At 38.4% G+C, this 16,719-nt stretch carries 13 protein-coding genes and 2 pseudogenes; 11 read left to right on the top strand and 4 right to left on the bottom strand.

What is annotated here, in order from left to right:
• Position 1: 1 nt before the first annotated feature.
• Together mmsB and J8L73_RS06975 are read left to right on the top strand one after the other, a co-directional pair.
• Positions 2–901: a 3-hydroxyisobutyrate dehydrogenase gene (mmsB, locus tag J8L73_RS06980; protein ID WP_211015686.1), complete on the top strand. Its 900-nt coding sequence runs from the start codon at positions 2–4 to the stop codon at positions 899–901.
• 9 nt (positions 902–910) lie between these two features.
• Positions 911–1,681: an SDR family oxidoreductase gene (locus J8L73_RS06975; protein WP_138613437.1), complete on the top strand. Its 771-nt coding sequence runs from the start codon at positions 911–913 to the stop codon at positions 1,679–1,681.
• Between the two features lie 329 nt (positions 1,682–2,010).
• On the opposite strand, the gene J8L73_RS06970 is transcribed toward J8L73_RS06975, so the two are convergent.
• A complete protein-coding gene (locus tag J8L73_RS06970) occupies positions 2,011–2,556 on the bottom strand; it encodes a phage integrase N-terminal SAM-like domain-containing protein (protein WP_211015684.1) in 546 nt (181 codons plus the stop codon).
• A gap of 199 nt (positions 2,557–2,755) precedes the next feature.
• On the opposite strand from J8L73_RS06970, the gene J8L73_RS06965 reads away from it, so the two are divergent.
• From J8L73_RS06965 to J8L73_RS06950, 4 genes are all read left to right on the top strand, one after another.
• Positions 2,756–3,634 (top strand): hypothetical protein, encoded by an 879-nt coding sequence (locus J8L73_RS06965; protein ID WP_211015682.1) that lies wholly within the window; start codon positions 2,756–2,758, stop codon positions 3,632–3,634.
• Between the two features lie 74 nt (positions 3,635–3,708).
• Positions 3,709–4,161: a hypothetical protein gene (locus tag J8L73_RS06960; protein ID WP_211015680.1), complete on the top strand. Its 453-nt coding sequence runs from the start codon at positions 3,709–3,711 to the stop codon at positions 4,159–4,161.
• Positions 4,162–4,283: 122 nt separating this feature from the next.
• Positions 4,284–4,790: an AAA family ATPase gene (locus J8L73_RS06955; RefSeq protein ID WP_211015678.1), complete on the top strand. Its 507-nt coding sequence runs from the start codon at positions 4,284–4,286 to the stop codon at positions 4,788–4,790.
• A gap of 116 nt (positions 4,791–4,906) precedes the next feature.
• Entirely contained in the window at positions 4,907–5,629 is a 723-nt protein-coding gene (locus J8L73_RS06950) for a hypothetical protein (RefSeq protein ID WP_211015676.1), read from the top strand.
• Positions 5,630–6,102: 473 nt separating this feature from the next.
• On the opposite strand, the pseudogene J8L73_RS06945 reads toward J8L73_RS06950, so the two are convergent.
• A pseudogene (locus J8L73_RS06945) lies at positions 6,103–7,259 on the bottom strand (IS110 family transposase).
• Positions 7,260–7,476: 217 nt separating this feature from the next.
• On the opposite strand from J8L73_RS06945, the gene J8L73_RS06940 reads away from it, so the two are divergent.
• The 4 genes and pseudogenes from J8L73_RS06940 to J8L73_RS19485 form a co-directional block, all read left to right on the top strand.
• Positions 7,477–7,938 (top strand): carboxymuconolactone decarboxylase family protein, encoded by a 462-nt coding sequence (locus tag J8L73_RS06940; RefSeq protein ID WP_211015674.1) that lies wholly within the window; start codon positions 7,477–7,479, stop codon positions 7,936–7,938.
• On the top strand, positions 7,868–8,695 hold the full coding sequence (locus tag J8L73_RS06935) for a helix-turn-helix domain-containing protein (protein WP_247655192.1): 828 nt from the start codon (positions 7,868–7,870) through the stop codon (positions 8,693–8,695). The genes J8L73_RS06940 and J8L73_RS06935 overlap by 71 nt, the downstream gene beginning before the upstream one ends.
• Positions 8,696–9,008: 313 nt before the next feature.
• Positions 9,009–9,569, top strand: a complete 561-nt coding sequence (locus J8L73_RS06930) for a transposase (protein WP_247659596.1) — start codon at positions 9,009–9,011, stop codon at positions 9,567–9,569.
• A 27-nt stretch (positions 9,570–9,596) separates the two neighbouring features.
• A pseudogene (locus tag J8L73_RS19485) lies at positions 9,597–9,753 on the top strand (transposase); the annotation flags it as partial.
• 113 nt (positions 9,754–9,866) lie between these two features.
• Here the strand turns inward: J8L73_RS19485 and J8L73_RS06925 are convergent.
• Both J8L73_RS06925 and J8L73_RS06920 read right to left on the bottom strand, forming a co-directional pair.
• The gene (locus J8L73_RS06925; RefSeq protein ID WP_211015672.1) at positions 9,867–11,816 is read right to left on the bottom strand and encodes a putative glycoside hydrolase; all 1,950 of its coding nucleotides are present in this window, start codon (positions 11,814–11,816) and stop codon (positions 9,867–9,869) included.
• A gap of 554 nt (positions 11,817–12,370) precedes the next feature.
• Positions 12,371–13,573, bottom strand: coding sequence for an RICIN domain-containing protein (locus J8L73_RS06920; RefSeq protein ID WP_211015670.1), 1,203 nt, complete (start codon positions 13,571–13,573; stop codon positions 12,371–12,373).
• Between the two features lie 980 nt (positions 13,574–14,553).
• On the opposite strand from J8L73_RS06920, the gene J8L73_RS06915 reads away from it, so the two are divergent.
• Positions 14,554–16,704, top strand: a complete 2,151-nt coding sequence (locus J8L73_RS06915; RefSeq protein WP_247659595.1) for a cellulase family glycosylhydrolase — start codon at positions 14,554–14,556, stop codon at positions 16,702–16,704.
• Positions 16,705–16,719: the final 15 nt, after the last annotated feature.

Genomic DNA, 16,719 nt, shown 5'->3' with positions numbered 1-16,719 from the left:
GATGACTAAACTCAACATTGGTTTTATCGGCTTAGGTAATATGGGCGGCCCAATGGCGGCTAACTTAATTAAAGCCGGCCACAGTGTTACGGCATTCGATTTAAACCAGTCGGTCTTAAATGAACTTGCAAGCAAAGGTGCACACGCAGCTGAAAATGCAAAAACATGTGCAACCAATGCCGATATACTTATTAGTATGTTGCCAGCAGGCAAACATGTTAAATCGCTTTATTTAAGTAATAACGACGACAGCGGCCTAATTAATGTGCTGAGCAAAAACACCTTAGTGATAGATTGCTCAACAATAGATGCCGAATCGGCGCGTGTGGTTGGCAGCGCACTTGGCGAGCAGGGTATTAGCTTTGTAGATGCACCGGTATCGGGCGGCGTTGCGGGCGCAGCAGCTGGCACGCTTACGTTTATTGTAGGGGGTAGTAAAGCTGCGTTTAATACCGCACAACCTGTGCTTAATGATATGGGTAAAAACATATTCCATGCAGGCGACATTGGCGCAGGGCAAGTTGCAAAAATATGTAACAACATGCTACTTAGCATTTTAATGGCAGGTACCAGCGAAGCACTGCAAATGGGTATTAATAATGGCTTAGACCCTAAAGTACTTAGCGACATTATGACAGCAAGCTCTGGCCGTAACTGGACGCTTGAACTTTACAACCCATGCCCAGGCGTAATGGATACAGCCCCTGCAAGTAACGATTACAAACCAGGCTTTATGGTCGATTTAATGGCTAAAGATTTAGGCCTTGCCATGGAATCCGCGCAGCAAAGTAATTCATCAACCCCAATGGGGTCAATGGCTAAAAATTTATACACTATGCTACAACACCAAGGTGCAGGCAGTGATGATTTTAGTGCCATTTTTAAACTTTTTTCTAAGTAGGAGCAAGGCGTGGAAATTAAAAATAACACGGTAGTAATAACCGGTGGTGCACAAGGTTTAGGCTTTGCAATGGCACAAAAGTTTGCCCTTATGGGCGCTAACATTGCACTTATAGATATGGCGCAAGAGTTATTAAACACAGCGTGCGAGCAACTAACACAGCTTGAAGGTGTATCAGGCACTATTAAAGGTTACGCTGCAAACGTAACTGTTGAGAGCGAAGTAGAAAACGTATTTAATACCATTAATAGCGATTTTGGCCACATTGGTGTGCTTATAAACAACGCCGGCATTTTACGCGATGGCATGTTTATTAAAGCTAAAGACGGCAAAGTGGTTAAAAAAATGTCCCTTGAGCAATTTCAATCGGTGATTGATGTAAACCTTACTGGCGTATTTTTAGCAGGGCGAGAAGCTGCAAGCCACATGATTGAATCAGGCAAAGGCGGTGTAATTGTGAATATGTCAAGCGTAGCGCGCGCAGGTAACATAGGCCAAACAAACTACGCAGCATCAAAAGCTGGCGTAGTGGCACTTACCACCACATGGGCTAAAGAGCTTGGCCGCTTTGGTATACGCGTAGGCGCTATTGCACCAGGTGTAATAAGCACCGCCATGACCGATGCCATGAAACCCGAAGCCAAACAACGTATGCTCGCTGTAACGCCCGTAGGGCGCTTAGGCGAAAGCGACGAAATTGCCCATACTGCACAGTACATAATCGAAAACGACTTTTTTACCGGCCGCGTGGTAGAAATAGACGGCGGTATTCGTTTGTAACTTGTCAGCTCTCATTTAATTATTAAAAGCACAGCTCAAGCGAGTTGTGCTTTTTTGTTTTAAATAGGGGAGGTTTATAATCTTGAAAAAGGGCTAACAACCCCGTTAGCACCTTGTTGTAAAACATGCGTAGGATACCCGCTGAATTAAAACGTTGAACATTTTAGCGTTCTAAATAACTCATTAACTGCGTTAAAAACTTCTCATATAGATAAACTATATAACTAAGTATTTGCCTTGTTACTGAGCTATTTATCTATCGCTATAATTGTTCACTAATTCAATACAGCGGGAATTATGTGCATAGTACGTATGTCACTGTAGTCTAACTAAGTTTGTACTGTGCGTATATCAGCGCCGCTTTGCAGCAAGTGCGTAGCTTTATTACCCTTACTGTTCCAAATGCGTATGTTTTTATAGTCGAAGTCAATATCTTGAACTCTTATTTTTACTGCTTCCATCAGCCGTAAACCACTTCCATATAGCAGGCTTGCTATCAAATAATGTCGCTTATTTATATTTCTAAAAAGTAGCGATACCTCAGTTTGTGTAAGTACGACAGGAAGTTTCTGTTGGCGGCTACTTTTAATGAAATTTAAATCGAATGAAAGCTCATTCTTGATAATATGTTTATATAAAAAAGCAAGTGCATTTAAAGCGGTTGCTTGTGTTCTCGCTGCCACTTTTTTAGTAACTGTTAAGTGATTTAAAAATACTTCTACTTCATTATTGCCCATACTGGTAGGGTGTCGCTTATTATGAAAATGGATATAGGCAGTAATCCAAAAGACATAAGTTTCAATGGATTTTTTAGCATAATGATGGCTATACATATAGTTGATAATACTATTAAGGAAAGCGGACTTAGTTTTCATTTCAAACCCTATTCACCTGTATTTATATACAGTGTTGGTGTTTTTCCTCCTAAGTCAAGAAATGAGGACGTTTTCCTCTTTTCTTCATTTTAAAAAAAGAACAGCCGACTTAAAGTTTAAAGCTGGCAATGTGTTACAGGATTTGTTATTTATATTAAAAGTAATTAAGAGGACATACATTACTCATAAAAAGAGGAAAGTGTCCTCTGATAAAGTTGTTATGGTACTAGGAGTAAATATGCACTTTTGTCCTTATCTTGGCAAAAAAGTACATGAAGATAATTGTTCTAGTGAACATATAATTCCGTTGTCACTTGGAGGAGTTAATGGTTTCGAAATTCCAGTGGATGCTGAAATCAACAAGATTATAGGATCTCAGATTGATGGAAAACTGAGTAATGATTTCATAATCCAACTTGCTAGGGGCAGGTTAAAGGCAAAAGGGCATAGTGGCAAACCAGTAGTGCCTAAAATAACTAAAGCCACAATTGAAGGTAATAATAACCCTATATCATTATCTTTTCCGAACAATCAACTCCATATATATGATCCCAGGTTAAAGGCTGATGTATATCCTGAAAGCGTAACGTTATCGGCCAAAAAGGACGCTACATTGGATATTAAGTTTATTGCTAAAGTTACTTTGTCAGCGGGATATTATTTTTGGTCTGACGATTTCGAAGATGCTGTTTCGTGCGACCAGTTGAGGTATATGTTGCTACATGACAACCTCAATGATTGGAGCTTTGATGATGTTTTTTCAGTGAAGTTCGAAACGCTCGTTTTGAATAATAACTCATTTTTAATACATTTTATGTCTGTCATACATGATCACTTTCCGGATGAAACAACAATTGCATTTATTCCTTCTTACGAAAGTGACCGATTACTAGTATCAGTATCTGTGTTGGGTGTGTATCTTGGTTATTTACATGTATATATGGATGCTAAAAAAGTTCAAAAAAAAAATGGGTTCATTGCATCTTTAAGTGGTGGAAAAATAAAATTAAATGACTTCGATGACGATACGGCAAGTACCATAACAAGGCATTTAAACGGAACTAAAACAGTGGGTTAGGTTTCGCTTCGCTACACATTTTAACCCACTATTTTAGTCCGCTTAATGCGGCGTTATGTTGATTAGGAGTATCCGTGTCAAATCGTGAATTTGAATTAGTAAAAATATCTAATGCGGCGCAAGATAAGATTACATACTTTTTAATGGCGGCTGCTGCTTCTGGTATAGGCTTTGCCATATCACAAACTAAAACGGAAGCTTTAGTTTTACATCATTTAATTTGGCTTTTTGCTGTCTTGGTTTGGTCGGTTAGTTTTTGGGCTGGAATCAGACTTACTATGAACGGTAACAGTGTTAAATTTAAAAACGTGGCATATGTTAGGAGCCTTAATGAGCTGAAAAACTTCGAGGAAACTGAGGCTAAAGAACTAGAAAGTCTAACACACACAAAATTTAATGAATCGTTTGAAATACATCAAACCCGCATGGGATTTTGGGGGAGGTTACAAATGTATACTTTATTGCTTGGCGCATTAGTTTATATCTCTTGGCATTTAGTTCGGATGTGTTTACAAACATCAACATAACAAGAAAATCAACAAGGACACGTAACAGTTGGCTACGTTTCGCTTCGCTACACAATTTTAGCCAACCATTACTTAGCCTGTTATTTAGGCGTTATGTTTCGAGTAGGAATCAATAAACTCTTATGTTGTATATACTTGGCGGTCTGCCCGCGACAGGCAAAACTGAACTTTCAAAGTATTTATCTTCCTCATTGGGTGCAGTCCATATTCGCATCGACACTATCGAACAAGAATTGAAAAGCTGTGGATTTAACAAGTTATATGACGAGGGTTATAAGATTGCTTTTGCTCTCGCGCTAGAGAACCTAAAAAACGGCCTTTCTGTAGTGGCAGACTCAACCAATCCAGTTTTAGAATCTCGTGAAGCGTGGATAAGCGTTGCAAATAAAGCCTCATCGCCCTTCACAGAAATCGAAGTCATCTGCTCTAATGAAAATGAACACAGAGAGCGCGTCGAAAAAAGGCAAACGGATATTCCTAACCTTTTACTTCCGTCGTGGGAAAGTGTGACTTCAAGGGATTATCATTTGTGGAAAACAGTACGTATTGTCATCGATACAGCGGGAAAAACGCCGGAACAAAGTAAAAAAGAGCTGAGTGAGTTTCTTCGTAGAAGCAATGAAACATAACAACTCAATAAACTCACTTACTTCGTTCGCTGGGACACATACACGCAGGGCGGCTTTGCCATTATGCCCTACGTGCCTGCGCCCGTTATTGAAAAGTTATGCGTACAAGGAGTGTTATGAAGCGTTCAGTCGAAATTACGGACAATAGTTTTTTTTCAATATTTTCCGATGCTGTTTTACTTTATGATCTTGCTTCATCGGAAAGTAATGAGCATGTTCGTAGAACTTTATCTACATCTTCCATTTTGTCTGTAAATTATGCATTGGACGCTGCTGCAAATTCTTTTCTAAAATCTATTGATATAAACTCCAAAATTAGTGCTCAAGTGGATAGATTTTCAACACTAGATAAATTTGATTTTATTCTTCAGTGGCACAAAGGTATTTCTTTGCCGCGAGGTGATAGTGAAACACAAATAGTAAAAAAGTTAATTGAGCAACGTAATCAATTAGTACACCCAAAAGTAAAAGTAATAAAACAAGATGTAGTAACCTCGCCAGGTGATGATGCTGTCGCTTATTACCATAAAGCAGATGACTCTGATTCTACTGAAAAGTGTAAGATTACAAAAATGTCGCTGAACTCATCGAATTACTGCCCAGAAGATTCTCTAATTGCATTAAAGTCTCTTGTTAATTTTTTAAATAAACTCGTAGAGAATTGGTGGGGAATAGATGTTCCAACTTCGGAAATTTTGTTAATGAAATCTTGGACTGGCTCTATTCAAGCAAATCCTATTATGTATGATCAAAATGAACTCAAAGTCGTATTAAAACACAACGATACTTTGAATATTAGGTTTGCAGGTTTATATGGCATACTCGAAGAGTACGCATAACAAGAGAATTAAGCAGGATTAAATACAGCGGGCTGTCCGCTTCGCTCCATTTTAGCCCACTATATTTAGCCTCTTATTTAGGCGTTGGTATGACTCCCACTATCAAGTTAAGCACACTGATCCTTGCTTCACTTTTTAAGCCATAATTACTTTGGCTCGAATTAGAGCGAGTTAATACATAGGATGAAGCAAGTAATGTCGTCGGTTATCTTGCTGATATGACTACAGGCGTCCTGCCTTTCGTGAATCAGCTACGCTGTTCAAAATTGTTCCTGACAATTTTGTCGTTGGTTATTACTATTTCTAGTAACAGAGCGACCTTACTTAGTTCGCCCCGTGGCGTTCACCGATGGCACCTGTCTTCAGTCTATGTTCGTGGTTCAATGAAGCGTTAGCTGCATTGCCATCCTAACGCCGTCGGTGGTTGTGCCACTCCCGATGCTTGATCCTATGCATTAACTCTAATTCGTTTATCATGCAGGTACTCTTGCCAATCTAAGTTTTGTATTTACTGGCGTTAGTACCACTTCTTTTGCAATTGCCCATATGTATGCAATCATTTCTCGGGCAATGGCGGTGACAACCAGGTTGTAATGTTTCCCTTTGGCTATCATTTTTTTATAGCACTTGCAGAGCCTAAGTTGTGCTTTCCACGCAATATCAATAATGTCCTTTGGTAAACCTTCTTGTCGTTTTTGCATATCTGTCGATATATTTGCCGCATACCGATAAGTGTGTGTGCCTTCAACTAGAAGGCGCCTCGCTAGGCCGTTTCCGAATTTTGTGATGGCGCCAATATGGCGTTTGCCACCACTCGAGTGCTTACTAGGTACAAGTCCAAGATAACTCATTAATTTGCGGGGGGGGGTCGAAGCGCGATAAATCGCCAAGCTCAGCAACAACGCCGGTGGCGACCAACAAACGAACGCCACGCATAGCTTGTATTGCTTTTACTACAGGATAATAACGCCACTGGTGAACATGGTGTGTTAGCTCATTGTCTAGCCGTTCAAGTCGGCTTATTCGTTCATTAATTGTGTGTAAAAACTCTTGTAAGACGATGTGCTGCGCGGGATGTGGCAACACAAGCTCAGTGAGCCAACGTAAATGTTTTTGTGACCAATTTGCAGTGCCTCTTTAATTAATATTATTGCGAAGCAGCAGTGCCATTTAATTGATATTTAGCATCTTTTAAATCCTTCATTGCCACTTCGCGCGCACGAGATAAATCGCGTACGGCTTCATCTTCAGGCTCGGGAACATAGATAGGTGTTAAATCTTCAGACTTAAGTAATTTAGCAAGCTTAAGGGCATCACGTTTATCGGTTTTAATCTTCTCGCCTGGTTTTTTAGGAATAAGAGACGGTGCAACCACATAACAGCAATGGCCAAGGCTTGTGATTAATCGGTAAATCCAATAACCACATGGGCCAGCTTCATAAACACAGTGTAGCGTTGCGCCAGGGTCTTTAGATTCAAACTGACGAACAAGCTTTTGAACGGCCACTTTGGAAGACGAAACTCGGCCAAGATGAACGGGTTTCGCACCTCTATGTTCTTCAATATAGGCGACTTCATTGAATTCTTTATGTGTATCAAGACCGATAAAAAGTATGCTATGTTTATTCATTTTAGCCTCTGCTGTTTAGCTAATTGACAAACTAAGTATGGCTCTGGCTTAGAATTAAGCTAACCCACGAAAAGCGGAGGCTAACACCGTGTGGGAGTCATTATGTCTAAATGGCCTCAATCAGTCCCAATTTGAGCTGAATACGTGTCGAAAATATTCAATACTAGGCTTAAGACATAAGCTATCTTTGCTCCAATAACTATTGAGGAGATAAGATATGACTTTACGTGCAAACTACTTGGATCTCGCATCCAAAGCAATGCAGATTCTCATGAATCAGGAAAGCTATTTACGTGAGCAATTTAGCGTTTCAGAAACAGTGACAACTCAGGTTTGGGAATTGGTTAAACTGAGAGTGTCCCAGATCAACCAGTGTGCTTTCTGTATCGATATGCACAGCAAAGATGCGCTGAGTCAGGGTGAAACTCTGGAACGTATACTTGGCTTAAGCGCATGGCGTGATATGCCCCTGTACTCAGAGATAGAACTCGTAGCACTAGATTGGGCAGAGTATTTGACCGCAGGTAAACCAGCGGACGATGAAAACTATAAGAAAGTGGTACAGGTATTAGGTGAACAAACCGTTGTTGATTTAACCATTGCAATTAATGCAATCAACAGCTGGAACCGAATTGCCAAAACATTTAAACCAGAGGTGGGCAGCTATAAACCACAATAAATCACTTAAACAAGCATTCAACTTTCTGCTGTCTCAACCATCGGGACAACTGTCTGCGTTTGTACAAGGAATATGGTCAGCATCTGTACTTAAATCGGATTCGGTAATGAGGCCACTGTATTCTGATGCGGGCAGTGGCATTATTTTTAATCTTGTTGGTGACGTGAAGATTGGGAATGAAGTGCTGCCGGAAGGTGTCATCATGCTTCCGATAAATAAACAGACGGAAAACATTGTTCTGGCTTCTGGGGCGCAACTTGCAGGCATCCGCTTCCATCCGGCAATGGGTTATGGTGTATTGGGGCAGCACTATGATAAGCCAACGTTATTAATTCCAGAACAAGATCAACTGTATAGCCTCTACCAGATTTATTCTGACCTTCGGATGCAAAAAAACAAGGAAGGGCAGGTTGAAGCTCTGTATATGTGGGCAGAAACTAATCTGGGTTTTACCAATGTGATCCCAGACTCTCTGGAAAAAGCATTGGATTGTATAGCGCAAGACGAAGCACCGGGGCAACTCAGCGAAAGTATTGAGTTGAGCCAGCGACAAATCGAGCGAATTTTTAAACATTGGCTGGGAATGACACCCAAACATTATCAGCGCATTTTAAGGGTTAAAAATGCAATCCGTTTTTTAAGGTTGCATACAAACGTAAATCTGGCGGATGTTTCTCAACAATTCGGATTCAGTGATCAAGCTCATATGACACGAGAGTTTCGTACTATTGCATGTATAACACCAGGGGAAGTATAAGAATCACTGGCTTTCGGATATTAGTTCAATCGATAAACGTTCTGTAGTTAGCCTAATAAACTTAAGCCCGAGCCAAGGCTCATTTAACAAGTCAAAGCACTCGGCCGCATAAAAGCTGCGCCGGTGTTTGAGGCGTTGAGGCTGTAGAGTTACTTTTTAGGTACTTATTCAACTATTTTTGGTTGATTGCTTTTTAACCTTGAACCCATTCGTTCGCTCGGTAAACTGTCATAGCACTTTCTTTGGCTGAGAAGTCAAGCCTGACTTATCCGGTCAAAATAAATTAATTCCTATTAATTTCGCTGAGCAAATTTTGCGAGGCACTTTTGAGTATGCCCTTTGCTATATCGGCGAAAATAAACTCGATTTATCGGGATTTGACGCGTGGTACAACAATGACAAAACGGGTGCGGCGGCGTATCCGCCCTCGGTAATGTTAAAGATTATTTTACTGGGCTATGCACATGGGTTTATCAGTAGCCGTCGGATTGCAAAAGCTTGCGAGCGTAATATTTTATTTATGAGTGTGTCGGGTAATATCCAGCCGCATTACACATCAATAGCGGGCTTCGTGGCTAAAATGCATGAACAGATTGAACCACTTTTTACGCAAGTGCTGATGATATGTGATGAAGAAGGCTTGATAGGCCGCAATATGTTTGCCATTGATGGGTGTAAATTAAAGTCCAATGCGAGTAAAGAGTGGAGCGGCACATTCGATGAGTTAGTCCGTAAAAAAGCAAAACTAGAACGTGCAAGTAAACGCATTATTGCACGCCACCAATCACACGATAGCCTGAGCAAAGAGCTTATAACACACGATTTAAGACAAAAAGGAAAGCTGGGAAGTCCAAGCTCGATAAAAGGCAGATAAAATCACCGTATTCTTAGCAACGCCGTGATGGGTAATCACACCCATTCAGTGCTGTACATAGATGATAAAATAGTAAACAGGCTTAATGATATAGTGATAGTTATTATCTGGCACATACTCTGTACAAGGTGAGAAGTTAAGTAAAGTTGAAATCATCTTCCTCAATCAATACCGTGAAAGCTTGTTCGATTTCAATTCGTTTAATATTTTAATAAAGTGTTAGTTGTAGCTTAAAACAGCTTCGCCTCAATACCGATGAAATATCGCTATTGAGGCAAGAAATCCCTATGCTATATTTTACAGTGCATCACGCCATGTTAAAACGGCTTTTTGAGATTTAACATCCACCCACACATCAACATATTCATAGGAACGAGTAAATATATAATTGTTTTTTACGGGCGCTCCTAAAGGCTCTCCAAGAGGTCGGTTAAATTCAGGAATATAACTTGTGTCCCATATATTTTCCGCTGCAGGAGTGGCATTAACACCAAGCTGATAACTAAAGAAGGCATTCTCTTCTGCAATAATCAAGAAGATAGCTAATGGGAAATCTACATGTTTTGCCATATATTTTTGCTTTTCTTCATAAGTGTCAGGTACTGGTTCATCGGTATCTGGGTTGGTTTGGAAATTAATAATCTTTCCTTGTGCCAATGCTTCACGCATTAGTTGCATGGATAAACTAATAGCGTCTGCGGTGGTTTGCGACGGGAAGTCATAGTCTAGTGTATAGTCCCAGCGCTCTAAATACGAGCCATCGAGAATTTCCATAAAAGCTCGGCTTGCATTATGACGTTCACCACGCAAGTTATTGCCAATTAATATTTTGTCTTCAGGCAAACTTTCCCAAAGTTGACTGATCATACGCACATAATCACTTACTGGCTCTTTGTTTACAAACAGTGTATCCACAGCTGCTTTTGGCATTTTATCAATAAAAACACCATCAATGTTGTCATCTGAAGCAACTTCAACAGGAAAATTAACCCACCAATCTCTTAGCTCTTTATTGTTTTCGTCATACCAATAATAGAGATCTTTAAATAGGTAAAGCTCACTATTTTCTAATAATTTACTCCAAGATAGTTTATTTTCTTCATAGTTATTATCACTACTATAACCAGTGTAATGAATTTGCGTGTTCCAATAAAATAAGGTTTTGATATTAGGATTAAGTTGCTTTAAGCGTGCGGCTGTATCTTTTATGCCTTCGTCAACACTATTAAATCCTGCCTTATTTGCTTTTTCTAACATAACTAGTTGGTAATGATCGGCAATCGATGCAATTTGTTCATCGGTATAAGGCGCATGATTACGTACAGCTAACCAACGCGGTACGGTGTCCCACGAGAAATTAGGGAATAATGCTTGTCGGGATTTTTTTTCAGCGGGATAAACTTCACTGTATGTAGGCCCAGTCCCATGCAAAGATAAATCTGACGCTTCCCATACCGGAGTACTTGTAGGGTTATTGATAGAAAGTGAAAATTGCATTTCTGCAACACCCCAGGAGCGGCTATCGAATGCATCGCCTGCACCGGTGATAACAAACTCGTCAACGGTATCAAAATGAATATCTGATGTAGGCGTATTAAAAGATTGCGGATTGAGCCCAGTGCCTTTTCCTAGCATATATTGGTGGGCGTAACCACCATTTGTTTCTAAAAGCTGTACGAAGTTAAAACCATTAAAATGTGCTTGGTAGTCATCTACCTTTACTTCGAGATTACTAATTGTAACTCGCAAACTTTGGCCTTCACCTTGTCCTTCGCTGCTATCATTGGCGATATCCCATACGCTTTGCTCTGTATTATCAGGATTAATCCAAACATTAACTTCATCGGAAGTACCTAAACGCGTCATCGACGCTTCAACATTAGTACTACTGTTAGTAAAGGTACTGTCACTAAACCCTTCAACATTCACATTAAACGATAACGTGTCATTTATGCCGTCATGGTCGAAGTCATCGCCTGTCCATTGAATGCTATAAACAAGTGTGTGATCAATGCGAGTAATAGAGCAACTAAGCTCACTCATACTTTGATTAGCTATAATACTGCCGTTATTAATCTTTAATGCTTGGTGATTACCACCATGACAAGCTTGTGCACTAAAAGAAAACCATGCTTCACTTTGATAACTGTTGTTATTTTCTTTGTTTGGCGTTATGGCATGATTATTCCAAGTTGTGATGGCGCTCAGCAGCATTAATAACCTGCAAAAGCGTGTTTGTAGCTTCATTGTATTATCCTTTTTGAAATTTTAACTCTTACTTTTCTTATCTTGTAAAAATGTTTACATTCGCAGCTTTGATACATAAAAATAATATTTAAAGTGCTCTCAACCCTATTTTTCACAGTGAAATAATCTAAGCCTTTCATTTGAATAGCCGATAACGGGAAGGAGTAAATAACTATTTTTATATTTGCTTAGTACTATTTTTTTAACGTAGAGATGGTTTTTATTCCTTACTTTGGACCTGATTAAGGTAATGAAAAGGTATAGCGAAGTAGACTACTTGTATTCACTTGTTAGAGTGAAGACTTAAACAAAAAGCCACTTTTCTATAATAAATTTGCTCTTAAATAATGGTGTTTACTGTAAGGTTTGGCATAGACAGTAATTCAAAATTTATAGATATAAGTCAACTTTTTAGCGTAGTGATGGCTATACACATACTTTTGACCAAACCACAATTGAACGGGATCTACTACTATCAAATATCAAGTGTAAGCAACTTCACAATCACTCACACTTGTTAATTTTTATTATCAATTAATACGATAATTTAAACTTTAATCTAGTTCTTTAAATACCCATTGTTGGTTTTGATTTGTATCTCTCGCTTTCCATAAATAAATGTTTTGGCCATCATTGCCAGTATTGTTTCCGTCAATAGCATAAAGAGGGGCGTTTCGCTTAGTTAGGTGGTATGTATTTGCTTTTACATATACTTTTTTCCAATGCTGATTCTGGTTGTTGTCTTCGCACTGCCATAAATAGATGTTTTGTCCATTGTCTGCTCCATTACCTCCATCTAGGCAATAGCCAGTTTTATATTTTTGGTATGAATAGTAGCCATTACCGCGATCAATTTCGTACCATTTTTGGTTGTTATTTGTAGTTCGGCTAGACCAAAGGTATACATTTTGACCATTTTCAGAGTCGTTGTTTCCGTCAATAGCAAATTCAGAGGCATTAAACTTTGTAATATGGAACAATTTAGAAGGGGAAGGATCAACTACCGAATAACCGTCAGTGCCGTTGTACCAGGTCATGTTGTCATAATAGATGATCCGTTCTTCATTATTTCTATATTCGTCAACAGCGTAGTTATATTGACCAAACTTTAACTCAACATATGTGTCGTCATATTGACTATCATTATGATTAAAGTTACCAAAGCCAAAATTGATATTGTAATGTCCGTACTTTAGTACGTTATCAACCCATATCTCAATCTTACCGGTATTATTAGCAGACAAAATGTAATGAATAATGATTTGGTGATCTTCCCCTTTTGTAAAATTCGCTTCAACAACTCTTTGGACTTGTGAACTTGTGTTATTGGCACTACGGCGAACAAAAGTCAGGTCTCCTTGTTCATATTTAAGCATACCTGCCCATGTAAATATGTCTGAATTGTCCACAAACTGAAAAATTTGAGCGATACCTGATTCAGTATCAGTAGTATGATTTTCTTCAATATTTATTGTGAATCCAAGCCATGTTTCTTTGGTGGATTTAAAGTCATCTAAGGGAGCACAAGCTTCAGTTCCTTTTGAGGTCCTTGTTCCATCATAGCCCTTTTCATACCAATGAGTAATTACGCGGCCGCTCTCAACTCGAGTGAAATTAGGCGCTTTTGAGGTGCATTCAAAATAAGATCCTAGTGTTCCGTCGTTAAAATCGTGGCTGAGTGAATCATTTGCATACACATTGTTAAATACAAATAAACCTAAAATAATTATTTTTATTTTGAAAGTTAAAAATGACATTGCTTTTCCTTTTTTTATATTCCAATTCAATAGGTTATCGTTACATTTAATCTTTGCCGCAAAGCGTCAAGAATATGAATTAAAAGCCTTTTTATATTTAATGAGATTAAATTAATTTTAATCATAGCGTTATATAAACAAATTGAATTTTGACGACTTTTTAAGTTGTGGTTACAAACCGCTTAGTGATGAGCTGTATAAATAGGTCGCTTATAGCTAGGCGGTAACTTGTTTTTATTATCCATAGAGGGATTTAAATTTACTATAAAACTGATAGTTAGAGTCTGATGTGATTGTCTAATCAAAAGACAGAAACTAAAGACTAATAGCACTAAAACAAACTAAGGATTTGTTAATAGTTTGTGGTTATGGGTTTTATTTTGTAAATCAATTGGTGTTACTTAGTAAGATTAACAATTTACAAATCCCGATTACAGAAACTAAAAAAGGATTTTGAACTGTTTTTAATATCTGTCAACTATTGAGATACCGAGTCGCAAATTTGATCTAGCCTTTAATAAATAAAAATGACGAACAAAGTATAAATTAGGATTTTTAATACTAATATTTTTCACTTTAGTAAAGAGTATTAAGTTTTTTTACAATACTAATTGTTAATTAGTAGTAACTGGATGCATTATTTTTTATATTACTCGCTAAAAACCAATGCTATATAACTATAAAAATCTAATTCACTAGTAATAATTGACCTATTATAGGAACTCCGCTATCCTCTTTCGCTTAATAAATCTGCAGTTGTTTAAGATTTGTTAAAAGCTAAATATTTTAACTAGGTAAGAGCATAAATGTTGCTCTATAAGTTAATTGAAAACCAACTCAGCGGTTAGCTAATAGAATGATTAATGTTCTTAGTTTGAGTCTTTGTGTTGATGTTTGCTTATATGGTAGAGCGCTTAGCCTCTTTTAAATTTAATTACTATGAGAGTGATATAGAAAATATGAACGTATATAAGCGTAAAATGAAACTGAAGTTTAAAAAGACGTTAATTGCAACAGTAATGTCGACATTAAGCACACTTAGTGTCGCTGGCACTCCTTTAAATAACGATGACTGGTTACACGTTGAAGGTAATCAAATAGTTGATACTAATGGGAATTCAGTATGGTTAACCGGTGCTAATTGGTTTGGTTTTAATGCTACAGAGCGTGTTTTTCATGGTTTATGGTCTGTTAATTTAGAGTCAACACTTGATAGCATTGCAGCTCGCGGTATTAATATTCTGCGTGTTCCTATTTCAACAGAGCTACTTAAAGAATGGCAAAATGGTATTTACAAACGTGTTAGTGTAAATACTGCTGCCAACCCAGATTTAGTGGGGGCTACTTCGCTTGAAGTGTTTGATGCCTTTTTAGCGCACTCAAAAAAAATAGGTATTAAAGTATTACTTGACGTACACAGTGCTGAGGCTGATAACTCAGGTCATATCGAAAAAATGTGGTACAAAGGTGATATAACTTCAGAAGACTTTTATTCTGCCTGGGAGTGGGTTGCAGCTCGTTATGCAAATGACGATACGATTATTGCATTTGACTTAGAAAACGAACCACATGGTAAGCCATGGGCAGACAACGATTTTGCAAAGTGGGATAATTCTACAGACGAAAATAACTGGAAATATGCATGTGAAACAGCTGCTAACCGAGTTTTAGATGCAAACCCTAATATGCTAATTACGTGTGAAGGTATCGAGTCCTTCCCTGTTGATGGTATTACTTGGACAAGCAAAGATAAAAACGATTACCACAATAACTGGTGGGGCGGTAACTTACGTGGTGTTAAAGATTTTCCTATTGATTTAGGTGAGCGCCAATCACAGTTTATGTATTCACCACATGATTACGGTCCTTTAGTATTTGCCCAGGGTTGGTTTTATGAAGGGTTCGATAAAGAAACGCTTTATAAAGATGTTTGGAAAGACAATTGGATGTTCATTCATGAAGAAAATATTTCACCTTTACTTATTGGCGAGTGGGGTGGATTTATGGATGGTGGTGATAATGAAGCATGGATGTATGCAATACGAGACCTGATCACTGAAAATAAATTACACCACACTTTTTGGTGCATAAATCCTAACTCAGGTGATACCGGTGGTTTGTTAAATAATGATTGGGTTACGTGGGATGAAGAAAAATACGACTTATTCAAACCTTCACTTTGGACAAATAATGAAGGTAAGTTCGTTAGTTTAGATCACCAAGTAGCCTTAGGTAGTGACGAAACCGGTGTTAGCCTTAACGAATACTTTGCTGATTTAACGCCCTCGGTTAACATAACGTCACCAGTTGAAGGTTCAGTTGTACTTACAGGCAGTGATATAAACTTATTTTATTCATTAAGCCAAATAAACTCAGTAAACGTGTACGTTAATAGTGTACTTGTTGAGCAACAAGCTGAAACGTCGGGTACTGCTGTTTTTAAAGCGCCAATAGAAGAAGGTGACTTTGTAGTTAACCTTGTTGGTGTTGATGAAACAGGTAATGAACTGGCTATCACGGACGAAATTACACTCACGGCAGTTAATGAAATCGTACTTGAACCAAAAATTTCGGTATCAGCGCCATTAAGCGATTCCAGTGTTGAAACTAACAGTGAAATTAATGTAAGTGTTGATTTAACTGATGCCACTGGATTTGAAGTGACCTTTAATGGTTTAACGAGTTTATTCTCTGGTAGCACAGGTGTTATTACAGCGCCAACTGAGCCTGGTGTATATACTCTTACTGTTACTGCTCTTGATAAGAGTAACAAACCACTTAATGCCAGCGACTCTATTGACTTAATTGTAACGGCACCTGTTATCGAGCCTAGTGAATTAACATGTTCTGTTGGTGAAATTAACGCGTGGGACTCTGGCTTTACTATTAGCAATATTGCTGTAAAAAATAACGGTAGTGAAGCCGTAAATACATGGTCTGTTGAATTGAAATTTAACAGTGCTGTAGATTTCGTTTCTGGCTGGAGCGGTCACTTTGAAGGTGCGAATAGCACGTTTACAGTTACAAACTTAGATTACAACGGTATGTTGGCTGCAGGTCAAACAACTATCTTTGGTATGCAAGCAAGTTACAGTGGTGAATTGTTAGCACCAACCTGTACAGTAAACTAAAATACTTCGTTTGTA

This window comes from Pseudoalteromonas sp. MMG006 (assembly GCF_018101025.1).
Classification (GTDB): domain Bacteria; phylum Pseudomonadota; class Gammaproteobacteria; order Enterobacterales; family Alteromonadaceae; genus Pseudoalteromonas.
The sequence above is the reverse complement of the archived record's forward strand: the minus strand, read 5'-3'. Positions and strand labels throughout refer to the sequence as shown.